Source organism: Spirosoma litoris (genome assembly GCF_054776755.1).
The window spans coordinates 181,605-205,972 of the sequence record NZ_BAAHBI010000008.1 but is presented as its reverse complement, the minus strand read 5'-3'; the positions used below and the strand labels follow the sequence as shown (position 1 = coordinate 205,972).

General features: G+C 48.6%; 19 protein-coding genes. 13 read left to right on the top strand and 6 right to left on the bottom strand.

Features of this window, described 5'->3' with window-relative positions; all coding sequences use genetic code 11:
• Positions 1–12 precede the first annotated feature (12 nt).
• The 11 genes from ACYVGR_RS05900 (at position 13) to ACYVGR_RS05850 (ending at position 16,479) form a co-directional block, all read left to right on the top strand.
• Positions 13–1,518, top strand: a complete 1,506-nt coding sequence (locus ACYVGR_RS05900) for a RagB/SusD family nutrient uptake outer membrane protein (RefSeq protein WP_460954521.1) — start codon at positions 13–15, stop codon at positions 1,516–1,518.
• Positions 1,519–1,692: 174 nt separating this feature from the next.
• Entirely contained in the window at positions 1,693–3,075 is a 1,383-nt protein-coding gene (locus ACYVGR_RS05895) for an endo-1,4-beta-xylanase (RefSeq protein WP_460954519.1), read from the top strand.
• A 27-nt stretch (positions 3,076–3,102) separates the two neighbouring features.
• Complete coding sequence (locus ACYVGR_RS05890) at positions 3,103–4,443, top strand: endo-1,4-beta-xylanase (RefSeq protein ID WP_460954517.1); 1,341 nt, start codon at positions 3,103–3,105, stop codon at positions 4,441–4,443.
• Positions 4,444–4,502: 59 nt separating this feature from the next.
• Entirely contained in the window at positions 4,503–5,696 is a 1,194-nt protein-coding gene (locus ACYVGR_RS05885; RefSeq protein ID WP_460954515.1) for an enolase C-terminal domain-like protein, read from the top strand.
• Between the two features lie 45 nt (positions 5,697–5,741).
• A complete protein-coding gene (locus ACYVGR_RS05880) occupies positions 5,742–6,569 on the top strand; it encodes an SDR family NAD(P)-dependent oxidoreductase (protein ID WP_460954513.1) in 828 nt (275 codons plus the stop codon).
• Positions 6,570–6,582: 13 nt separating this feature from the next.
• Positions 6,583–9,447 carry a glycoside hydrolase family 2 protein gene (locus ACYVGR_RS05875; RefSeq protein ID WP_460954511.1) on the top strand — a complete coding sequence of 955 codons (2,865 nt, stop codon included), beginning with the start codon at positions 6,583–6,585 and terminating at the stop codon, positions 9,445–9,447.
• 2 nt (positions 9,448–9,449) lie between these two features.
• Positions 9,450–10,706 (top strand): spinster family MFS transporter, encoded by a 1,257-nt coding sequence (locus tag ACYVGR_RS05870; RefSeq protein WP_460954509.1) that lies wholly within the window; start codon positions 9,450–9,452, stop codon positions 10,704–10,706.
• Between the two features lie 30 nt (positions 10,707–10,736).
• Entirely contained in the window at positions 10,737–11,570 is an 834-nt protein-coding gene (locus ACYVGR_RS05865) for an SMP-30/gluconolactonase/LRE family protein (protein WP_460954507.1), read from the top strand.
• A gap of 25 nt (positions 11,571–11,595) precedes the next feature.
• The gene (locus ACYVGR_RS05860) at positions 11,596–12,339 is read left to right on the top strand and encodes an RraA family protein (protein ID WP_460954505.1); all 744 of its coding nucleotides are present in this window, start codon (positions 11,596–11,598) and stop codon (positions 12,337–12,339) included.
• Positions 12,340–12,655: 316 nt separating this feature from the next.
• Entirely contained in the window at positions 12,656–14,416 is a 1,761-nt protein-coding gene (locus ACYVGR_RS05855) for an FAD-dependent oxidoreductase (protein WP_460954503.1), read from the top strand.
• Between the two features lie 62 nt (positions 14,417–14,478).
• Positions 14,479–16,479 carry an FAD-dependent oxidoreductase gene (locus ACYVGR_RS05850; protein ID WP_460954501.1) on the top strand — a complete coding sequence of 667 codons (2,001 nt, stop codon included), beginning with the start codon at positions 14,479–14,481 and terminating at the stop codon, positions 16,477–16,479.
• An 81-nt stretch (positions 16,480–16,560) separates the two neighbouring features.
• On the opposite strand, the gene ACYVGR_RS05845 is transcribed toward ACYVGR_RS05850, so the two are convergent.
• The 6 genes from ACYVGR_RS05845 to ACYVGR_RS05820 form a co-directional block, all read right to left on the bottom strand.
• Positions 16,561–16,896, bottom strand: coding sequence for a hypothetical protein (locus tag ACYVGR_RS05845; protein WP_460954499.1), 336 nt, complete (start codon positions 16,894–16,896; stop codon positions 16,561–16,563).
• Between the two features lie 312 nt (positions 16,897–17,208).
• A complete protein-coding gene (locus ACYVGR_RS05840) occupies positions 17,209–18,396 on the bottom strand; it encodes an FAD-dependent oxidoreductase (protein WP_460954497.1) in 1,188 nt (395 codons plus the stop codon).
• A 77-nt stretch (positions 18,397–18,473) separates the two neighbouring features.
• Positions 18,474–19,331, bottom strand: a complete 858-nt coding sequence (locus ACYVGR_RS05835; RefSeq protein ID WP_460954495.1) for an AraC family transcriptional regulator — start codon at positions 19,329–19,331, stop codon at positions 18,474–18,476.
• A 430-nt stretch (positions 19,332–19,761) separates the two neighbouring features.
• Positions 19,762–21,624 carry a carbamoyltransferase family protein gene (locus tag ACYVGR_RS05830; protein ID WP_460954493.1) on the bottom strand — a complete coding sequence of 621 codons (1,863 nt, stop codon included), beginning with the start codon at positions 21,622–21,624 and terminating at the stop codon, positions 19,762–19,764.
• Positions 21,625–21,627: 3 nt separating this feature from the next.
• Positions 21,628–21,777, bottom strand: a complete 150-nt coding sequence (locus tag ACYVGR_RS05825; protein ID WP_220472609.1) for a DUF5989 family protein — start codon at positions 21,775–21,777, stop codon at positions 21,628–21,630.
• 11 nt (positions 21,778–21,788) lie between these two features.
• A complete protein-coding gene (locus tag ACYVGR_RS05820) occupies positions 21,789–22,184 on the bottom strand; it encodes an SxtJ family membrane protein (protein WP_460954491.1) in 396 nt (131 codons plus the stop codon).
• Positions 22,185–22,475: 291 nt separating this feature from the next.
• Here ACYVGR_RS05820 and ACYVGR_RS05815 point away from each other — a divergent pair, with 291 nt between their 5' ends.
• Complete coding sequence (locus ACYVGR_RS05815; RefSeq protein ID WP_460954489.1) at positions 22,476–23,087, top strand: RNA polymerase sigma factor; 612 nt, start codon at positions 22,476–22,478, stop codon at positions 23,085–23,087.
• A 109-nt stretch (positions 23,088–23,196) separates the two neighbouring features.
• A complete protein-coding gene (locus ACYVGR_RS05810) occupies positions 23,197–24,315 on the top strand; it encodes a FecR family protein (RefSeq protein ID WP_460954487.1) in 1,119 nt (372 codons plus the stop codon).
• The last annotated feature ends 53 nt before the right edge of the window (positions 24,316–24,368 follow it).

Sequence of the window (24,368 nt, the reverse complement as noted above, 5' to 3'; positions counted from 1 at the left end):
CCTTGCTGAGCCATGAATTTCATACCTACTTTTTTACATCGCTACGTTAGAAAATGGTCTTCTCTCCGACCCGGCCTAACTCCGTTTCTTTTACTCTCAGTACTGTTTTCGTCCTGCCAGGATGTACTGGAAGAACACCCCAAATCCATTGCCGTCGAAACATTTTATAATACAACCAGCGAACTGGATGCTGCCGTAGCTGCCGTTTATAGTGGCCTGCGCAACGCCACCAGTGGTATTGGGGGCGAATATGCGGCCCAACTGGAAGCCTATACCGATTACTGTTACGGTCGGTCGGGGAGTAGTTACGCCATCTTGAGCGATTTTCAGGGGTTAAACAGTACAAATATTGTTCGGGTAGGCAATATGTGGACAGTCTTCTACCTCAGCGTTCGGAATGCAAATCTGGTCATTCAGAATGCGCCCAAGGCCAAAAGTGTTTCGGCCACCGACATTGCGAAATATGTAGGAGAAGCACGTTTCCTGCGGGCGCTGGCCTATTTTACGCTCGCCAAAAACTGGGGTGCAGTACCTCTGCGTACGGAAGCGAACCTTGACCAGCCCAACGTTAAGCGGAGTTCTCTCAACGACGTTTATCAGTTAATTGTTTCCGATCTTCAGAATGCCGAAACAACCCTGCCCGACAAACCTGCTCAGGTAGGTCACCCGTCGAAATGGTCGGCTAAAACCGTTCTGGCCGATGTATATTTCTATCAGGGGAAAAACGCCGAAGCCCGCGACAAAGCCAGCGAGGTAATCCAATCGGGCAAATACTCGCTTGTGCCCATTACAAAAACTGATGATCTACAGAATATCTTCGGCCCGTCTGTAGTGACAACAACCGAGGAAATTTTTTACCTTAAGTATACCCGCCAGGCAGGGCAGGGAATGTATTTTGTTATGTTCCCTAATCACCCCGGTACCAAATTTGTCGCTGCGGGAGGCTTCTACGGCATTAGCTCCGATGTACGGAATTCTGTCTACGCAGCCTGGGACGACAAGGATTTACGCAAAGGCAACTGGTACGTCTGGGATCTTGGCCTGGGCCCGACCAGTACGCTTAGTAAAAAATTCATTGACCCGCAGGCCCCGTTTCAGGATGCCTGTGGTAACGACTTCCCCATGTATCGCTACGCCGATGTGCTGCTTCTCTACGCCGAAGCCACAAGCCGGGCAGGTAACGGCCCAACGGCTGATGCCATGGAAGCTCTCAATCAGGTACACCGACGTGCGTATGGCTTTAATCCAACGACCGTCTCCGCCGTTGATTTCAAACTAAGCGATTATACCGCTAGTACCTTTAACGATCTGGTACTGAAAGAGCGGGGGTACGAAACCCAACTGGAAGCAAAGCGCTGGCACGATCTAAAGCGGTTAGGTACCGACAAACTAAAGGCCGTTATTAAAGCTGCGGTTGGGAAAGATGTAGCCGACAAGCACCTCCTCTGGCCCATTCCGGTATCGGAGTTGAATTACAACACGGCCCTTGCCGCCACCGATCAGAATCCGGGCTATTAAGACATTTGCATCGTGTAGGGTAGAACCTAGCATTAATCTGTTACCATCAACGATAACTACATTCTACTCTTTATTTCAGATAGGTTGATTGGTCAGGTAGTTGACCCCCTGTTGACTACCTGATTGTTCACTTTCAGGGCTTCCTTTAACCTCGTTAAACTACAGCATTACCGTATGCGACTGATACAGTTTATCATTAGTATGTTGCTGATAGCCTGCGCTTTTCAGGCGTCGGCTCAGCTTTCCGACGACTACAAAAATCAATGGAGTGATCCGGCAGTGCAACAACGTATTGCCGACGGTATCCGCGAAAACCGCATGGGTGCTTTTACCATTCAGTTTACCGATAAGGACGGCAATCCGGTTTCGCCGGGCGAGGTTTCTCTAACCCAAACTCACCATGACTTTTACTTCGGGGCCAATGGATTTATGGTGAAAGGGTTCAGGAATCCGAAAGAAGACGCACTCTACGAAGAGTACTTTACGAAGCTGTTCAACTTCGTAACGGTTCCCTTCTATTGGCCCGAACTGGAGCCGGAGCCGGGTAAACTGCGCTTCAGCAAAGATAGCCCATATAGTTACCGTCGCCCGGCACCCGACGTAGTGCTGGAGTTTGCCCGGAAAAATAACATCACGCCCAAAGGCCATACGCTCGTTTGGGACAATCAACGCTGGTCGATTCCAACCTGGCTGCCCAAAGACGAGAAAATCATGGAGCAGAAAATTAGTAAGCGAATTGGCGAAATCGCGGAACGGTATGGACACGACATTCAGATCTGGGATGTGGTGAACGAGGTCACCGACCGCCACCCCGACGTGCTGATGCCCAAAGACTTTGCTTTCAAGGCGTTTAAGGAAAGTGAACGTGTATTTCCGAACAGCAATGTGTTTACGCTCAACTTTACAACCGGAATCTGGAATCGTAGCAACAGACGCGAATACAACGCTGACTACCTACTGATCGAAAACCTACGGCTTCGTAATGCCAAAATCAATGCGATTGGTCTACAGTTTCACAACTTCAGTGAACCAGAATATGAGCAGATTCTGAAAGGGAAAGCCATGACGCCCACCACGTTGTTTAGCACACTCGATCTCTACTCTGATTTCGATCTGCCGCTGCATATCACCGAAATTACCGTATCGGCTCTATCCGAAAAAGGGCCTGAATACCAGGCAGTGATGACGGAGAACTACTACAAACTTTGGTTTAGCCATCCGAAAGTAGAAGGCATTATCTGGTGGAATCTGGTCGATGGAACGGCAGCTCCGGCACGTATCAAATCAGACGGTACGGTAGTTCCCGGCGAAGACAAATGGAAAGGTGGCCTTATGAACCGCGACTTTACCAAAAAGCCTGCTTACGACGTTCTTGACCGATTGATTAACAAGGAATGGCGCACAAACCTGACGGCATCGCCCAAAAATAACGCGGTCAGTTATCGTGGTTTCTATGGTACGTATAAAATCGTTACGCAACGAAACGGCCGGAAATATGAGAAAGAAGTTCAGTTTCCGAAAAGTGGTGTCCGCACACAGGTAGTTATACTGGATTGAAACAGCAAATAAATAAAGCTTTATAGTATGCGTTGTCTGAGTCTTTTCTTCCTCTTTGTGGTGGGCCAAAGTCTGGCTCAATCGGCTCGATACGATTCGTTGTGGAGCGACCCGGCCACTGAAGCACGTATTCAACAAGGTATTGAAACCCACCGAAAGGGCGATTTCACACTAACCTTGGTCGATAAACAGGGTAAACCGATTCGCAAAGCGACCGTCGACATTCGACAGACCAAACATGCGTTTCTGTTTGGGGCTAATATCTTTATGCTGAACGGGTTTCCGACGGCGCAGGAAAATGAAAAATACGAGTCGTTTTTTAAGTCGATGTTCAATCTGGCTACGATTCCTTTTTACTGGAAAACGCTGGAACCTGAACAGGGCAAACCGCGCTACACGGCTGATAGTAAACCCATTTACCGCCGACCGCCCACCGATGTAGCGCTCGACTTTTGTCGTAAAAATGGGATCACCCCACGCGGGCACACGCTTGTTTGGGACGAAGCCATGTTTGCCATTCCCGATTGGATGCCGACCGATACAGCGAAAATGCAACCGATAATCGACCACCATATTCAGGAACTGGCCCAACGCTACGGTGAAACCATCAAAACCTGGGACGTAACGAACGAGCTACTGATTTCCCGTTATAAAGTCCCGATGCCATCAGACTACGCCAGTAAAGCATTTCGGGCGGCACAAGCCTATTTCCCCAAAAGTACACGGCTATTTATCAATGAAAATACACCCAGTTCGTGGCAGGGATACCGCCGTGAATTCACACCCTATTACCTCCTGATCGAGAACCTGAAACTCAAAGGTGCCCGCATTGACGGAATTGGGATGCAGTTCCATTTGTTTGAACAGCCCATGTTCGACAACACTGTAAAGGGCTTGGCGCACACGCCTGCCGAATTGTTTCGGGCTATGGATCTGCTTGGTTCATTCGGTGTACCCCTGCACGTATCGGAAATTACGTTTCCCACCCTGCCCTACAACGAAGCGGGTCGTCAGCAACAGGCTAAAATGGCTCGAAACTTCTACCAAATCTGGTTTAGTCATCCGGCAGTCGAAGCGATTATTTACTGGAATACCGTCGACGGTACGGCTGTGGCCGGTGAAGACAAATGGAATGGTGGGCTACTCAATCGCGACTTTTCGCCCAAACCAGCATTTACAGTTCTTAACGATTTGATTAACAAGGAGTGGAAAACCTCACTCACGACATCCATAACCGATGGAAAACCGATCACATTCCGGGGCTTTTATGGCGACTATACCGTAAAAGTGACTGTCGGCAAGAAGACTATCGAAAAGACATTTAAGCTGGCTAAAGGTCAACCCAGTACCGTACAACTTGACTTATAAACATTAACTGAACGAATGAAAAGGCCTTTTCGCCCTTTCACTCATTCACCTTTTCGCTCATGAAAATCATTGACATCCGTACGCGCTGCGTCGCAATCCCACTCAACGCTCAACTACGCCATAATACGGGCGTACACCCCGGTTATTTCCTGCGAACCATTCTCGAAATCATTACCGACGAAGGTATCGTTGGCCTGGGCGAAGTAGGAGGGGGGGATCAGCGGGGAGCGCTGCAAAAACTAAAGCCGCGTATCGTTGGCGAAGATCCATTTCATCTTGAAAAAATCAAGCTAAAAGTACTCCGTAGCATTTACTACATGTCGAACGCCCGGCTTTACGCAGCCATCGAAATGGCCTGTCTCGACATTCAGGGCAAAGTGCTGAATCGTCCATTAAGTGATTTGCTGGGCGGGCGTGTTCGCGACGAGGTGCCGTTTATCGCGTACCTGTTCTGGCGTTACGACCGGCCCGGCGATGGCAGGCACGACGAAACGGCGGAAGACATGGCCGATTTCTGCGTCGAGCTTCACGAAACGCTGGGCGTCAATTCGATGAAGCTGAAAGCGGGTGTGAAATCACCGAAAGAAGAAGCGCGGGTATTGGAGCTTTGCCGCGAGAAACTCGGCGACGACTTCGGCCTACGCATTGACCCAAATGGCCTCTGGTCGGTGCAGACCGCCGTACAGATTGGCCGTCGGCTGGAAGACCTCAACATCGAATATTTCGAAGATCCGTCGTGGGGGCTTGAAGGCAATGCGGCCGTTCGCAAACAGATTCGGATTCCGATCGCTACCAACATGTATCCAGCCAAATTCGATGACCTGGCCCCCGCCATTCGGATGGGGTCGGTCGATATTGTGTTGACTGATATTCACTATTGGGAAGGACCTCGTGGGGTGAAAGATCTGGCGGCCGTCTGCAATACGTTCAACCTGGGCGTTGCCATGCACTCCGGAGCCGAGTTCGGTATCGAGCTGGCGGCCATGATCCACACCGCGTCGACCATTCCTCAAATGAATTTCGCGGGCGATGCACACTACCATTACCTCACCGACGACATCATCGAAGGCGGACTGATGAAGTACGAAAATGGGGCCATCAAAGTCCCAACCGGTCCCGGCTTAGGCGTGTCGCTGGATGAAGACAAGATGAAGCATTACGAAAAATATTACGAAGAGAAAGGCGATTACTACGCCCGTTTCCACCAGGACCCGTACCGACCCGATTGGTATCCAACAGTTGGTGGAATGTAATAAATAGAACACGGATTCTTATGATTTTTATGATGAATGATGATCATGAAAAATCATAAGAATCTTGATAATCTGCGTTCCATCATGCGTCTGAAACATAAAAAAGCCCTTGTCACCGGGGCATCACAGGGAATCGGTAAAGCCATTGCCTTGCAGCTAGCCGAAGAAGGTTGCGACGTAGTCGTGCATTACCACGAAAACCGGGAAGATGCCGAAACCGTTGCGGACTTTATCCGACAGAAAGGAGGTACGGCTCACCTATTACAAGCCGATTTGCAGGAAACCGCACAGGCTATCCAACTAGGGGAACAGGCTTGGGCAGTAGCAGGAGGATTGGATATTCTGATAAATAATGCCGGTGTTTCGTACAAAAAGCACTTTCTGGACGTAACGGAAGCTGATTTCGAGCAATTCAACGCTGTCAACTTTCGAAGCACTACGTTCCTGACACAATCGGTTGCCCGAAATATGGTGAAGCACAACGTAGCGGGTAGCATCTGGACTATTACATCGGTCAATGGCATTCGACCGGGGCTGGGACTGACGCTCTACGGAGCCACCAAAGGGGCACTTGAAACACTCATGAAAGGCGTAGCGATGGAGTTAGGCCCGCACAATATTCGAGTCAATACCGTGGCGGTTGGAGCCATTCAAACCGACATCAATCGGGCGGTTTGGGAAAATCCAGACTTGCTTCAGGAAGTAGCCGATGGCATACCCGCCGGGCGATTGGGGCAACCGGAAGAAATCGCCAGTGTAGTAGTCGATTTAATCGCATCAGGCAGCTATATGACTGGCTCGACCATTACCATCGACGGAGGCTTATTGCTGATGCGGGGCTATGGAAAACTGGGACCTTACAGAGACGCTTAATCTCAATCATACGATGAAGAACCTTACTCTTTTTATTCTCAGTCTACTGCTGTCGAATCTCGTTTCGGCTCAGTCCGATACGACTGCCCCAAAGCTCTGGCAGCCCTATCGCATTACCCCTCGAACGGGAGCGCAGCATATATCCTTGTCGGGCGATGGCTGGGAACTGTCGCACACCGACCAGCCGATTGCTTCTTTTAAAGAACTGCTTAACCGAAAAGATCCGTTCCAGACCAGCATCCCGAATTCAGTACATTGGTCGTATTTCAAGGCAGGAAAGTTGCCTCACCCCTATTACCACAAAAACTCCGACCAGTATAAGTTCATGGATGAGAAGGTGTGGTATTACCGCAAAACCTTCCCGACACCCGTCAGTGCCAAAACCGGCAGCTACGCTTTTCTGTGCTTCGATGGCGTCGATTACTTCTCGAAAGTATGGCTGAATGGCACCTTGTTAGGCGTTCACGAAGGCATGTTCGGCGGACCAACAATTGAAATCAGTAAGCTCCTGAAATTATCAGGTGACAATGTGCTGATTGTTGAGGTTCGGGCGGGTAATTGGGGTAATAAAGCCACTGATTACGAAAGTCTGCCCCGAAATAGTAATGGAGAGTACATGATTGAGATGCGCAAAGGTTACAACCCACGCGCCAGTGGCCGAATTATCAAGCCGTGGGTTATTTCAGGGAGCTCGGGTTGCGAGATGTTTTTCAGTGTGGGTATGTGGCAGGATGTCCGGCTCGAAATTATGCAGCCCTATCACCTCGAACGACCTTATCTGACCACGACGGCCATCCAGAACGGAAAAGCCACGCTTCACTTTTCGAGTGAAGTACTAGTCGATACCAATTCACTCGGTTACCAGTTGCATCCGTGGAAAAACGCGCAGATGCACCATTACGATGGCCGTGTACCGGGCACTACACTTTCCAATGCCAACTTATCCGTAGTTGTCGAATTGGTTGATAAAGCCGGGAAAGTTGCCTTTACGCAGGAGAAACCATTCAAAGCCTTCAAAGGGCGTACCTGGTTTGACGATGAGTTAACCGTAACGAATCCTAAACTCTGGCACCCGAACGGACTGGGCGAAGCCAATCTCTACACGGTTCGAGTGGTGCTTAAAAAAGATCATCAGGTTGTTGACCAGATTCAATTTCCGTTTGGCATACGTACCATCGAGCGGATTGCGTCGGCTGGTCCGCGTACTGCAGATCGTTGGGAAAACTGGCAGTTTGTGGTCAATGGCCGGAAGTTTTTTGTGAAAGGAATGAACTTCACCCCGCAGGACGTATTGCTCGAAACCTCGAAAGAACGCTACCGCTGGACGCTTGAAGCCGCAAAAAAAATGGGTGTTCAATTGATCCGCATCTGGGGCGGTGGCCTACTCGAAACCGAGCACTTCTACGAAATCTGTAACGAGTTAGGCATCATGGTTTGGCAGGATTTCCCAATTGGCAATCAGGATACTCCCCTGTATCCACAGGACATTTGGGAAGCGCAAGTTGTGCAGACCATCGTTCGGTTGCGGAATCATCCATCGCTGGCGGTTTGGTGTGGAGGCAACGAATTTAACCCCTATTCGTATGGCAACGCTGCCACGATGGGTATTTTGGAGCGCAATCTGGACATTTTCGATAAATCTCGACTTTACGTCCGCACCACACCTGACGACGGCAGCCTTCATACTTACCCCGACATGGACCCGACCTGGTACGGTGTTGGCTACCGCTACGAACCCTGGATATCAGAAACGGGAATGCACTCGATGCCTGAGGCCAACATGTTCTACGAAACCGTTGATAACAAAGAGTTTACTGGATTGGGGCGCATGTGGGATAAGGAATTTTATAAAGACCACCCGGAGTTCATTCACCACTTTACCGAATACGGCCCCAGCCGCGTACCGCGCATGCTGAGTCGGGCATCACATATTGCCGACATGAACGATCCAAGTATCGAATCTGTGACCGAAGCGTCGCAGATTGGGGCCGGGGAGTTTTATCAGGTGTTCTCTGAAAAAATGCAGGGCAATTATCCGGTTACAACAGGGTTACTGCCGTGGGTATTCAAACGACACTGGCCCGTTATCGCCATTCAGATGATGGACTGGTTTGGCAACGCGGGGGCTCCCTATTACTTTCTCAAACGGACCTACGAGCCTACGCATATTGCAGTTGACATTCCGCGTCTGCTCTGGAAAGCAGGCGAACGGATTAAGTTGCCTGTCAACGTAATGCATTCGTTACCACAGGCAATACCCGGCGCAACGATTTCCGTACTGGTTCTTGACGATACGTTCAAACAACTCTGGAAGAAACAGCAAAACGTCAATGTTGCGGGTGGTACCTCGGTGAGTTCTGAGAATTTGGGCGAATTCGTTATTCCGGCGGACTACCGAGACCGCTACATACTCATTGTTGCCGAACTTCGGAATGCTTCGGGCAAGCTTCTATCGCGGTCGTCCTATTATCCACGCAGTTTATCGATGCTCGAAAACGAGGATTTTTATCAGAAATACATCAGCAACCCAATTCCCTGGCCTACGCTGGAAAAAGGGCCGTTTCTGAAACCGACTGTGTCTAAGAGCACTACGTCGCTGACGGCTTCAGTGGTGAGTCAGAAACCTACTGGAGCAGACCAAAGTCAGCTTCGGGTGAAGGTAACCAATACGGGTAAAGTCCCTGCATTCATGGCCAAACTGGACATTACAGGAACGAAGCGGGCCATTGTGGCATCCGACAATTTTACCTGGATTGCTCCCGGCGAAACGCAGGAAATTGACCTCGATGTGATCTGGCGAGAGCCCGAAACTCGTTCGAAAGCCAGCCTGACCGTCAGTGCCTGGAATGCTGCCCCTACAACCGCTAAACTCCCTTAATCATGGTTGATTCACCGCCTTCCCTTACTAAAAAACCGACTGGCTTCCGCTGGGAGTTGCTGGCATTGCTCTGGCTGGCTTTCTTCCTGAACCAGGCCGACCGGCAGATTTTCAGTGTCGTATTGCCACTCATTCGGAAAGATCTTGGCCTGACCGATGCTCAACTCGGCCTGATTGCGTCGGCCCTGGTCTGGACCTATGGGTTGTTGGTTCCCATTGCCGGGTTCATCGGCGACCGATTTTCGCGCCGGAATATTCTCGGGTTTTGTCTACTGTTCTGGTCGTGTGCTACGTTGCTGACGGGTTTTTGTTCGAGCGTTATCCAGTTCATTGCGCTACGTGGCATGGCAACGGGTGGTGGCGAAGCATTTTACGCACCTTCGGCGAATGCGTTGTTAGGCGAAACCTACAAGGAAAAGCGTTCGTTTGCGCTGTCCATTCACCAAACGGCGGTGTACTTCGGAATCATTCTAAGTGGCATTATCGCTGGCTACATCGGCGAGCACTACGGCTGGCAAAAAGCTTTTTATCTATTTGGTAGTCTGGGGGTTGTGCTGGCGTTCGTATTCTTTGCCCGAATCCCGAAAGATGTTGTTGGGTCGACGGCAGAAAGCCGGCAACAGATGTGGGCCGAAATTGGTAAAACAGCTCGTATCGTCGCCCGAAAACCTACCGTGATCATGCTCACACTGAGTTTTGGCTGTATGGTGTTCGTGAATGTTGGGTACCTAACCTGGATGCCGTCATTTCTGGTCGATAAGTTTGGCATGAGTTTGACCGATGCCGGTTTTTCGTCCCTGTTTTATCACCACCTCGGTGCTTTTTTAGGGGTGCTGTCAGGAGCCAAAATTTCGGATTATTACGCTAAATCCAATCCCCGGAGTCGACTGGTTGTGCAGGCATCAGGGTTGTTGCTGGGCGCGCCGTTCATCTACGGCATCAGTATGAGCAATACACAGCTGCTCACCTACATAGCCTTGTTTCTGTTTGGCATTTTCCGGGGCTGGTACGATTCCAACATTGTAGCCTCGCTTTACGAAGTGGTATCGCCGAAAATCCGGTCCTCTGCTTACGGTTTGATGCTGGCCTGCGCCTTCCTGATCGGCTCGTTTGCCCCCTACTTATTGGGCGTTTTAAAACCAACACTAGGGCTGACAGCCGGGCTGGCTAGCTTATCGGGCGTGTACGTGTTGGGAAGTCTGTTTCTCTGGGCAGGAGCCTTCCTGTTTTTCGACCGGGACAAAGAAGTTAGCCAATAAGTTATGATGAACACGTTATCAAAACCAGCTATGTCAACGAAAGGCCCACTCACTACGTTGGCAACCGGGCTTAACTTCCCTGAAGGTCCTGCGTTTGCGGCTGACGGAAGCTTGTGGGTGGTTGAATTGAAAGGTGAAAGTCTGGTTCAGTACAAAAATGGAAAGCTAAAACGCTTTCGTGTGGGCGGAGGACCGAATGGCATTGCCATCGACAAACAGGGAACGGTCTGGTTTTGCGATTCGGCGCAACGCAGCATCCGGCGCTTCGATCCAGTCACCGAAAAAGCAGCAACCATTCTGGACAAAATCGACGGCAAACCGCTTAACAAACCCAACGATCTGGCATTCGATTCGGCGGGTAATCTGGTCTTTACCTGCCCCGGCGAATCGCGTCAGGAACCGACTGGCTATGCTGTGGTTCGAATGCAGGACGGCCGTGTGAAGAAATTTACCACAGAGAAATACTTTCCGAATGGGCTGGCATTCAGTGCCGATGGTAAAACGCTGGTGCTGGCCGAAACCTACAAACATCGACTCTGGAAAGGCAACTGGAATGCGGCAACCGGCGAGTGGACTGATGCGGCTGTATGGGCAACGGTTGAAGGTCCACAAGGACCGGGCGGTCCCGATGGCATGGCGTTTGGCGAAGATGGAAAGCTCTATGTAGCCGTCTATGGAACGGGTTATATCCACGTGGTTTCGCCCGAAGGAAAAGTCATTCAGAAAATTAACACTGCTGGCCAGAACCCAACGAATTGCGCTTTCGACCCAACGGGCAAACTCGGTCTGGTGGTTACCGAAGCAGAAAAAGGGCAGTTGCAGACTGTAACGCTAAACACAAAAGGAATTACATTATTCAATTGATTATAAACTATCTAAACGAAAAATCATGAGTGTCGATCAGTATAAGAAAGAAGTCGGATTGATGAATCTGGAGAAGTTGATCGAAAAGCGTGAAGGCGTTTCCGACACCACGTTCCCTATCCCCGACAAAGAGTTATTGCAACGGTTTGAGCAGCTCTATACGGGGGCTGTCAATGACGTCATGCGCGAATTTTGTCTATTGAATCAGGCATTGCCCGGTCATATTTTACCCTTACGCGAATACCGAACGGTGGCAGGTTTTGCCTTTACCGTAAAAAGTGCTCCTAATGCCATGATCCGGGGTGAGATGGAATTCCGCACCCAAATGCTCGAAGAGATGCACGAAGATGCCTTTGTGGTCTGGGATACAACCAGCGATAGTAAGGCTACGCTTTGGGGGGGCGTTATGACGGCAACGGCCAAAGGCAAGAAGGTGAAAGCGGCCTGCATTGATGGCGGCATTCGCGATACGCACCAGATTCTGGAAGCCGAACTACCGGTTTTCTACAAATACCGAATCTCGAACGGTAGTCTCGGTCGGTGTCTCATTACGCATTATCAGGTCACAATTCAGATTGGCGACGTAACCATTAAACCCGGCGACATTGTGTTGGGTGATATCGATGGCGTACTGGTTGTTCCGCGCGAAATCGCTTACAGTGTTCTCATGCGGGCCGAGGAAATTATTGCGAACGAAAAGATGATTTTTAATTGGGTTCACGAAGGCCAGACGATTCAGGAAATCACGGAAAAAGGTGGGTATTTTTGAGTAGAACGCTACCCGAATGTGCTCCTAATCGTGACCAATAGTGTGTTTGCATAAATACTAGAGTTGTTTAAACTTTTATAAATAGGCATAAAGTTGAGTGTTTTGTCATCCCGACGCAGGAGGGATCTTCGGTGGAGGGTTAGTTTATGGACTCTACCGAAGATCCCTCCTGCGTCGGGATGACAAAGAACTAATTATGACCCGATTATCGAAAGTTTAGATAGGCTCACTATCACTCGTCCAAGCTAGATTTTATAGCATCTAGTTTGCAAAAACACTGATCCCGAACAGCACCTTTCAACTTTGTAGCCGTAAAATGCCGACAACCCGACGAAATTTCCTGAAACTATCCGGCTTGAGTAGCCTTGCCCTTACTGCCGGAATTCCCGAAATCCACGCTGTTAGTAATAACTCACGGGCCGAAAATGACTATGACCTCATTATTGTGGGGGCTACGCCCGGTGGCATTATGGCAGCGGTATCCGCTTCCCGATTAGGTAAAAAATCGCTGATTCTGGAACGAACGGCTTATATTGGCGGCTTGCCTGCCAACGGTCTGGGAGCTACGGATATTGCCACACGGGGAGCTACGGGGGGATTGTTTCTTGAATTTGTTGGTCGAATTAAAGCCCATTACGTCGAGAAATATGGGGCCGATTCGCAACAGGTAAAGGATTGCTCGGATGGTTACCATTTCGAACCATCGGTAGCGGCCAAAATCTTCGATGGTTTCCTGAAGGAAAGTCCCCATGCGACTGTGTTGACCATGCGGCAATTCGACTTTGAACCCGAGAACCTGACGATCCAGAATAATCGGATTCTAGGCATTCGGGTAACGAATCGTAACACGAAAAAGGCTGAGACTTATACAGGCCGCTTTTTTATCGATGCGACTTACGAAGGCGATCTGATTGCGGCTGCGAATGTGCCATTTTTTCTTGGACGGGAAGGTAAATCAGAATACAATGAAGTTGGTGCCGGGCGGGTATACAAATATTGGGCTGGGCCAGAAGGGCCCGGTTCCACCTTTCAGGGCGATAATGCCGTTCAATCGTACAACTATCGGCTGTGCGTAACTAATGATCCGAAGATTCGGGTCAAGATTCAGAAACCAGCCCGGTACAACCGAGAGGAGTATGTGTCGATGATCGGCGATGTGACAACAGGGCACTACACCGGTGTGGCGATGATGGAGCTTACGGATGCCCAAAAAGCAGAGAATCTGCGTCGGGTTAAAGCCGGTTTGCCGCCTGAAATCCCCGGTATGCCCAAAGGAATTGCCTGGCTGACGAACATGGTCAAGCTACCGAATCGTAAAAACGATGGCAATAACCAGCACCATTCGTTCATTTCGACAGACTTGCCGGAGGAAAACTGGCCGTACCCAACGTCCGGCTGGGAATGGCGTGATCGATTCGCCCAACGGCTTCGGGAGTATACGGAAGGCTTGTTCTATTTTGCGCAAAACGACCCCGCCCTGCCCGAGTGGTTCCGGAAAGAATGTTCGGAGTGGGGTTGGGCGAAAGATGAATATGCTGATAACGGCCATTTTCCCCGGCAACTCTACGTTCGGGAAGGGCGTCGGATGAAGGGGAAATATATCTTCAAAGCGCAGGATGCACAACCTGTTAAGCCGGGAGGGCGACCACCAATTCATGCCGACAGCATCACGGCTAGCCACTACGCGCTCGATTCGCACGCGGTTCGGAAACGGGAAGCGGGCCGAATTCATTTGGATGGGTTTATTAGTTACCCGTCGGCCGTGTATACCGTCCCGTTTCGGGTGATGGTGCCCGATTCACCATTGGAAAATTTGTTGGCTCCGGTTCCGGCATCTGCCACGCACATCGGTTTTTCCACCCTTCGGATGGAGCCCTGCTGGATGGCGCTCGGTCAGGCGGCCGGAACGGCAGCGGCTATCTGTGTCCAGAAATCGCAATCGGTGCATGACTTGGCGGTTCCCGAACTACAGAAAGCCCTGCTTCAGCAAAAAGCAATTTTGGTGTATAGTAAGGGGATGTCGACCGCAGACCAGAATTTTGAGGCTAACCAGTTGGCGCTTTTAAACGAAAAATGAGATTTCGGGAGCGAGTTGCTTTGGTATCAAGGCAGCTCGTCAACTTGCCCGAACCTTAGTTTATGCGATATACACTCAATTGTTGTTTTTGCCTTTTAATCGCCTGCTCCGCTGTGGCGCAGCAGCAGGTCGATATCTGTGTTTATGGGGGCACCTCAGGCGGGGTCATAGCGGCTTACACCGCCCGGAAAGCCGGAAAAACGGTGATTCTGATCGAGCCTGGGAAGCATTTAGGTGGCATGACCTCCGGTGGTTTGGGGCTGACGGATATTGGCAATAAATATGCCATTACGGGCATTTCCCGCGATTATTACCGACGCATTGGCCAACATTACGGTAAGTTTGAACAGTGGATTTTTGAACCCCATGTTGCTGAAAATTTATTCAATGAGTATGTCAAGCGGGGCAAGGTAGATGTTCTGTTTTCTCATCGACTTTCGAGTGTAAAGAAAAACAGTGGGCAGATTCAGGAAATCGTTCTGGAAAACTCGGATCAACCGTCGGCCAAACGAACTATCCGGGCAAAAATGTTCATCGACTGTTCTTACGAAGGAGACCTAATGGCCAAAGCTGGCGTTTCGTACACGGTTGGCCGGGAGGATAATGCCAAATACAACGAAACCATCAGTGGTGTACAATTGATGACCGGACATCAACTTCCAGATGGTATCGACCCCTACAAAACACCGGGCAAGCCGGAGTCTGGGCTGGTTTGGGGGGTTAGTCCGGCAAAACTGGAACCGAACGGAACGGGTGATACTAAGGTACAAGCGTACAATTACCGAATTTGTCTCTCGTCTGATCCGGCTAATCAGGTCCCTATTACGCGTCCTGCAGGCTATGATTCTACCCGATACGAACTGCTTGTGCGACTTCTGGCGGCTCAGCCCCAAAAGCAAACGCTCAACGACTATTTTATCTGGAGTGGGATGCCTAACAGCAAAACCGACATTAACAATCGGAATGGTTTTTCGACCGATATGATCGGGATGAATTACGAATATCCAGATGGGAACTACGCAAAACGGGCCGCTATTATTCGCGATCATGAGCTGTATACCAAAGGGTTACTGTACTTCTTTGGGCATGACGCTCGCGTGCCACAAGCGCTGCGGGACCAAATGCTGAAATGGGGTTACCCTAAAGATGAATACACGGATACCGGAAACTGGTCGCCACAACTTTACGTCCGGGAAGCTCGTCGGATGGTGGGTACGTACGTTATGACGCAGGCCAATTGTCAGGCGAAAGAAGTGGTCACCGATGGCGTTGGCATGGCGGCCTATACCATGGATTCGCACAATATTCAACGTATTGTAATCGAGAAAGATGGTAAGAAAATGGCAAAAAACGAGGGTAACGTAGAAGTTGGTGGCTTTGGGCCGTACCCAATCGCGTACCGGGCGTTGATTCCTAAAGAAAGTGAATGCCAAAATCTGCTGGTTCCAGTTTGTTTGTCGGCCTCACACATTGCCTATGGATCAATTCGAATGGAACCGGTTTTTATGGTGCTGGGCCAGTCGACAGCGGTAGCGGCTGTTATGGCCATCGACGCGAAAACCAGTGTGCAAAAAGTGGATATTGTGAAGCTACAACAGACACTAAAGGCAAACCCATTGGGCGATGGTAGTACGCCCGAAATTCTGGTGGATAATGAAAACCAGGCGCAAACGACGATAACAGGACCGTGGCGGGTTGAGAATAAAAACAAAGGAGGCTACGGGCCTTCTTATCTGGTTTACGAAGGTCAGGGTGGGGAAGCTGCTTCAGTCCGATTCAAGCCGGAAATCGTAAAAGCGGGCAACTACCACATTTACGCCTATTTCCCCCGGTTGGCTAAAACGGCCTCTGAGTTAGCCGTTACGGTTTCGGACGGTAAAACCAGTAAATCGATTCCGATCAGGCCCGCCGATATTGTTGTCGTTGGCCAAACATCTGGCGAGTGGGTTTCATTGGGTTCGTACGAGTTGCCTAAAGGACAGACATCATCGGTTGATATAGTAGTGAAGCAAGCGGATGGCCCCGTTGCGGCTGATGCGATTTTATTCGTTCCGAAGTTCTAATTTTCGGGCATTTAGACGAAAAAAAGAGCGATAGTTATACGTAAGCTATCGCTCTTTTTTTTACGCTCAATAAACAATTGACTAATTGTCGACTTTTTTTGCTTCACCACTAATGGCTCTCCCGGTGGCTTTAGTTGCCTTGGTCACTGCCCGCCCGGTGGCTTTTGCGCCGGTGGCTACTGCTTTACCTGTTGCTTTTCCTGCTTTGCCAACGGCTTTTCCGGTGGCTCGGCCAGCTGTACCAACTGCGTGTGCGCCATCGGCAACACCGGTTTCAACTTTATCGCCAACCTTCTTGACGTCTTCTCTGGTTTTTTCTTTGCGAGCTGCTTTAACGGCCGCCGGGTCATCCTGAGCCAGGGTACTTGTTGCTAGAGCCGCACAAAATACAATCGATAAAAGCATTTTCGTTTTCATAACGTTTTGTCTGTAAGTAACGGAGTTGTGCTCCCAATAAGTTAATTGTACAGGCAACATAACAGCCTTCGCTGGCCGATTGTTTTTCGAGTGCCTCAGCAGGAAAGCGTAACGAGAGTAGCTTTGAGTCTGATTGAGAATAAATCTAAAAAATATGAAGGTGACTATGCGGCCTTAACTCAAGCGCAGTTTGCCCGTGTTCGCGATTTGGTCGATACCCTTTCTTAAGGTCTTATGAAAAGTAAATAACTGGTTATTAGCCAGCCAAATGCAATGTCTGGTGAGATCATCACAAATACATGGGTTAATCTTTTAGGTGCCTTTTTGAGTAAACTGTTCCGTGAGTTCCTGAACTGATGTTTCTGAGGGCGAAGCAAATTCGGTGATTCCTGCCAGAGACTCTGCTAGCAGAATGACCGCTCTGGCTCGCATTTGGTTTTCATAAGCACCAATAGCCGATTGTAAATCAGTAAATTCACTACTGGTCAAAAGCTCACTTAAATCCAATGCATCCAGCATCGCCGTATTGACGCCTTCACCGGAGGGGGGCATTAGATGTGCGGCATCGCCTAGTAAGGTAATGTTTGGTTTAGTTTCCCAAGGCTGATTCAACGGGAAATACGTTAAAGGCCGGGGCACAAAGCGGTTACAGGCTCTAAAAAGTGTATAAAATACCGGATTCCAGCCTTCGTAAAAATTGACTAAATACGCATACGCGTCGGCTGGGTTCGTGAAATCAATGCCGCTGGTTTTAATCCAGTCTTCGGGGTATAACGAAGACGCATAAAACGTTAAGCCGCCGTCCCCTCTAGGCTGAGCAGCAATGGATTTGCCAGGGCCAATGGCCATGAGGTTGGCTTTGTCAACCAACTCATACATCTCAGGACAATCTTTTTGGGGATGATCGATTTCGCCCTGGATAATAGTCACACCCGAATATAATGCTTTTACATCGGTCACATACGGGCGGATTTTTGACCGATAGCCATCTGCTCCGATGACTAGATCGGTAACTGCTGTTGACTCATTTTTGAAGGTAAGATGCCAGCTAGTAGCCACCTCTTCAAGACTCGTCAATTGACTATCCCAAACTACGGTACCCGGTAAAAGAGCCTGTAATAGCACATTTCGAAGCGCCCCTCGGTCAATCTCTGGCCTGAAGTGTTCATCCTCAAAATCGGCAGCGTCACCTTGCGCCTGTTCTTCCACACAAATGTTGGCGTGCTGATCTAAGGTGCGAAACTTATCCGCTCCCGGCATGTAAGCTGCTTTAAACGCATCCAGCAAACCGGCTGCTTTAATTACTTTCAGACCCGAGTCATAATGCAGGTCAACAATGGCACCCTGTATGCGTGTTTCAGGGCCATAATCCCGTTCATACACCGTCACATTAGCGCCTTTACGCTGTAAAAGTAGAGCGAGTGTTAAGCCACCGGGGCCACCTCCAATGATAGCTATCCGTTTGTTTTCTAGTAAATTTGATCCTTTCTGTGTGTTCATTTGTCTAGCTGTTTAGTGGCTACAAAGGAACAGACTATTGAAAAGGCAGGCAATGTCAATACGTAGTAAGTATAGGACTAATCGAGGTTTTTACTTCGAAACGCCAAGGGAGGCATACCCGCAACTTTACTAAACAGCCGAACAAAATATGAGTAATCCTCATAGCCCAGATCAGCGGCTATCTCCTTGACCGATTTATTGGAATGATGAAGCAGGCGCTTTGCTTCTAATACGATCCGTTGCTGGATGTGATACGAAACCGGATGACCAGTCGTCGTTTTGACACATTCATTCAAATACGGAGTTGATAGGTTTAGGCGTTCGGCATAGCTGGCTGGACTTTTTATTATTATAAATTCTCGTTCCAGATCGGATTTGAACGCTTTGGTAATCCCGTCAAACCGGGTGAAGTTGTGGGTAGGTTTAGTCTGGGCCAGATACTGCGAAGCCACTAAGGCAACTAATAGATTGCAGCTTTCTTTCAGTAGCTGGTAGTAAAGTTTCTCGTGCTTTCGTTCGGAAAGTTGGATACAAAGCGAAGCGGTTTGTGAAAGAATAGCGAGCGCGTCTTTGGACAGCGGCAAAGGATCAACTGGAGAGAGCTCTTCTAGTAATTGCAGATATTCTGGCAGGAGATTTTCATTGGTTATGATCCAACTACTGATGGTAGCCTCTTCGAACTTGACCAACCGATGAACTTGATTGGGATGCATGTACAGAACCGCTGGTGCTTCTACCTGATAGAGTTGAAAGTCAACTTCGATATGAGTAACCCCTTTTTCCTGTAAGAAAAAGGAATGTCCGCCATCCCGGTGAGCTCGCGCTACTTCCTTGAAATCGGGTGCCCCATTGAATGTCCCTCTGGCAATGATAATTCCTCCACCAATGCTAGTAGGCAGATTGATAACCGGGATATTGTTGTTTTTGGGAGCCATCGTTTTGCGGTCACAAATCTAACCTCAGTCATTTTACATGGTAAGCAGATATGGATTATTTCTTCTTAGCTGAACTTAATTGACCTAATGAATACCCCATTTATAGACATCCCCCTTGTCTCAGTTTGATAGATAAGCATCTTTGTAATGAGAGTCAATTTTCAGTAGCTTCGTTAACTCTGTCAAAGCCGCATCATATTGATTGAGAGAAAAGTAACCGTAGGCTAGACCATCGTATTGTCCTTCCCCCGTTTTGGCGATCCAATCAGGAATCAATGTCTAATTTTCAGCAGTGTATCTGAAATTTATGAGATTAATTTTTCTTGCAAATGACGAATTTGATAGTCCGTCAGCGGTCTACCCAATTGTTTATAAAACGGTGCCAATCAGGTTGGGAAATTAGGTGATTGTAGTAATTGCACTCGTTGAACTAATCCAACGTAAGCCGCTTTTTCCAACGCTCTTCCGTCAAATTTGTGTTTTGTTGAGCCTGTTTATCTAAAAAATAATTGCCAATTACCAGATAGTCCATATCGGTTTGCATAAAGCACCGTAAGGCGTCCTCCGGACTACCAACAATCGGTTCTCCGCGCACATTAAAGCTGGTATTCACCAGAACGCCACATCCCGTTAATTCATCGAAAACGGTGAGTAAGCGATAAAAAAGTGAATTTGTTTCGGGCGTAACCGTATGTAGTCGAGCCGTATAATCCAGGTGTGTAACGGCCGGGATATCGGATCGAATGGCGGCAAGTCGATTTTCCAGCGGCAATTTCATTTCAGAAATCGGTTTCTGGCGTTCTTTTTTAATTGTGGCTACCCACAACATATAGGCCGATGAGCCTCGCCAATCAAAATAAGTAGCGGCATCTTCCAGTCGAACGCTGGGCGCAAACGGTCGAAAACTTTCCCGAAACTTGATCTTAACATTCATACGCTGTTGAATGGTTGGGTTAGATGCATCGGCTAAAATACTTCGATTCCCTAAAGCGCGTGGGCCGAACTCCATCCGACCCTGAAACCAGCCAACCACGTTGCCTTCCTGTAGCTTAGTTGTCGTGCGTTTCAGTAGTTGCTCAGTATCAGTCAGATACTCGAATGCCATGGCAAATTTTTGGAGAGCCACCCGGATCTGCTGATCTGAAAAGGAAGGCCCGAGGTAAGCGCCCTGCATGGAATCTGGAATATCTATCTGGCGAATAACCCGATCGTGATTAAGATAATAAGCCGCCAGTGCGGCTCCCAGGGCTCCTCCAGAATCGCCAGCCGCTGGTTGAATCCAGATATCATTAAACAGATTTGCCTGCCGTATTTTGGCATTTGCAACGCAATTCAAGGCAACTCCACCAGCGAGTACAAGATTGTTACAACCAGTTAGTTGTTTGGCCGTGGCTGCTAGTTTAACCATAATTTCTTCGGTCACATCCTGAATGGCCAGAGCCAGATTCATGTGTGCCTGACTGAGAGTCGACTCCGGTTGCCGACGAGGAAAGCCAAACAGGCTCTCCCATTTTGCATCATCCGTCATTTGTAGATCACTGGCAAAACGGAAATAAGCCATGTTGAGTAGGAAAGAGCCGTCGGCCCGAATATCGATCAGGTCGCTTTTTATTTTCTCGCGATAAACCCTTGTTTGCTCACTATCAGCATAGCCGTAGGGCGCCAGCCCCATCACCTTGTATTCGCCACTATTCACCTTGAAGCCGAGGTAAAAGGTGAAGGCAGAATACAGTAAACCTAATGAATGAGGAAACTGTAGCTCTTTAAGAAATCGGATCGATTGACCAGACCCTAGTCCAATGGCCGTTGTTGTCCACTCGCCAACCCCATCCACGGTAAGAATAGCGGCTTCTTCGAAAGGCGAGGGATAAAAAGCGCTGGCAGCATGCGCCAGATGATGTTCGGAGAATAGAATAGGCACTTTAATTTTACCAAGCGATGCTAATTCCTTTCGAATCAATCGCTTCATAAACAGCTTGTCCGTCAGCCAAACAGGTATGGCTTTCAGAAAGCTTCGTAAGCCTGCTGGCGCAACGGCATGATACGTTTCCAGGAGTCGCTCAAATGTCAAAAAAGGCTTATCGTAAAAGGCAATGATCGATACCTCATCAAACCGTATTCCGGCTTCGGCGAGTACATACGAAATTGCCTGAAGGGGGAACGCTGGGTCGTGTTTTGTCCGGGTAAAACGTTCTTCCTGCGCGGCTGCCACTAGTTTACCACCGATGACTAATGCCGCTGCACTATCATGATAAAATGCGGAGATACCCAGCACAATCGATGGTTTATCCATTACTCAGAACAGCGAGTAAATTAACGGTGCTAGTGCTGACCCCGCCGTAAAGACCGACAAAGCCCCTAATATCAACAAAAGGAAAATTAGTGGGTATAACCAGTAGCGTTTACGGGTTCGTAGGAAAAGCCAAAACTCGCTTAAAAACTCCATAGAGGGTTCGGTCAAAAAGGGTATTTCAGATCGGAAGCCTGGTAGGTGTGCTCCCGGTTTATAAATACAGAATCACTACTTTTCTTAAACTCCTTTACTCGGAATGTATCGCTTCCCACTATTTTTCGGAGCCAGGCAACAGGAATTACGACTACTACAAAGAGTAAAACTAAAAGTACGTTGGCCGTAATTTTACCCAACAATTGCCCTAAAGCAAACCAGATTTTCGCCACGGGAAAAAACGCCCAGGGGACTAATAAGGTGATGAGTGTAGCCGCCAATGAGGCCTTATACCAGATTAGCTGCTCTTGCTGTAATCCTGCGAGTAGACATCCGGCAATGACCAGCAAACCCGTTTCACGAACTTGCCGTTTTCCAATGATAGGGATACTAAACCAATTAGCCATAAATGCAGTAATACAGTTGAGTTATCATGCTTGAACCAATAAAAGAGGGCTTCATTAAGAATATCCTCTTCATGGGCCATACTTTATCCAAATTGAGGTACAGGCTTACTAAGACTGGCTTTATCTAAAGCTCATTTTTCCTGCTTTAACGGTTAAGTAATTCAGAAAACGTAAAGCTATTAGTCGTACGATAAAGCCCGGTTTCTAAATCTTTCATTAAAAATTCACCATCCGATCAATATAAAATTATAGAAGTGGTCTTTATCTTTAGGAAACTTTTAGTCTACTCCTTTGGGCAGTTTTACGACAACTGATTATCAGGACTTAGCTCCTCAAGAGCTTTGGCAACGCTTTAAAGCTGGTGACGAGCGAGCGTTGGGCGAGTTAGCGCGAAAGCACTACCCGAGCCTGTATAATTATGGCCTTCGTTTAACAACTGATTCTGAAGTCGTTTGGGATACCATTCAGGATTTATTCCTTGAACTATGGGACCGTCGGGAGACGGTAGGGGATGCTGTTTTTGTAAAAACATACCTGTTAAAAGCACTCCGCTACAAATTATTGAAAATCCGGGGGCAGCATTCAGCCATTCATCTTGATGAATCGGAGTCGATCAATATGCCGTTTACGGGTTCGATAGAAGAGGAAATCATTGACAACGAGTTGCATAGCGAACAGGCTCGCTTGTTACATCAATTGATGGCAACTCTCACCAAACGGCAACAGGAAGTCCTATACCTACGCTTCTACCAAAATTTAGATAACCACGAAATTGCCCAGATTATGGGTATGGAGCGCCAAAGCGTGGCTAATCTGCTCTACCGAACGTTTAAAGAACTTCGGAGCCAATGGTCGCCCGATTTGCTCCTTAGCCTCCTGATTTTCGCTCTATCAGAGGTCTAGTTCACTAAAATTGCACTCTAGGCGAAAATATTTTTTCTTTTTTTTGAGTATTGCTCAATGGAGAATAGCACTATAGGTTTAAAAGGACCAGTCTGCTAGTTGCTCCGCTATGAATTATAGGACTTACAACGCCGAAGATTTCTTATTCGACGAGTCATTTCGCCAATGGACAAGTGGATCGTCCGCTCAGGCGGTTGATTTCTGGGAGCAGTGGCTAATTCAAAACCCTGACCGTGCAGACGTCGTTCGGCAAGCTCAAGAACTGGTTCGGGCTTTAAATGAGCACTACCAGGACGATGCAACCGATGCCCGCTTCACCAGCGAACTCAATCGGCTAATGCAACTAGCCGCCGAGCGCCGGGATGCCGAGGTAGAACCGCCAATTCAGGCGCTCCCGCAACAATCCTGGTGGCGCTGGGCCGCAGCCGCTTCTATTATTCTGGTAGCTGGTCTGGGAGTTTGGCTATACAGCCGAACAAGTATTCCGAAAACAAGTCCCGACTCCTACGCTCAACTCACGAAAACGGCGGTTTTACCACTTCAGGAAAAAGTCAATACCACCAATAAACCCATTAACGTTCTGCTCTGCGATGGTAGCCTTATTACCCTCCGACCCAAAAGCCGACTGAGCTATCCCAAACATTTTAAAAAGACGAGCCGAACCGTTTACCTCAATGGAGAAGCCTTTTTCGATGTTGCCAGAAACCCGGCCAAACCATTTCTGATCTATGCCAATCAAACGGTGACCAAAGTGTTGGGAACCAGCTTTTTGGTTCGGGCTTATGAAGAAGAAAAAGCAGTAACCGTAACCGTACGAACCGGACGCGTATCGGTATACACCAAGCAGGATTTCGAAAAAGCCCAGCTGTCAGGTTTGCGACGAACAGAAGGCGTCATATTGACACCGAATCAGCAGATGACCTATAATCTGATCGACAGGCGATTACAGAAAGCGCTTGTTGAAAAGCCAACGGCCTTAATGCCCGAAATACTTAACCGAGAGCAGGTATTTGAGGACGCTCCTGTGGCAAAGGTGTTTTCGACAATTGAGCGAACGTATGGGGTGAAGTTTATTTACAATGAGGAGGATTTATCGGCCTGCCTGGTCAACTTAACCTTTTTTAATGAAAACCTGCTGGAGCGATTGGATATAGTCTGCCAAACGATTGGAGCTTCTTACGAATTGCTGGATGGTCAGATTGTCATCAGTAGCAGAGGTTGTAAGTGAAAATTAGTTTCTATAGATTCTGATGATTCTATGGATGTTATGGTTAGCAACAA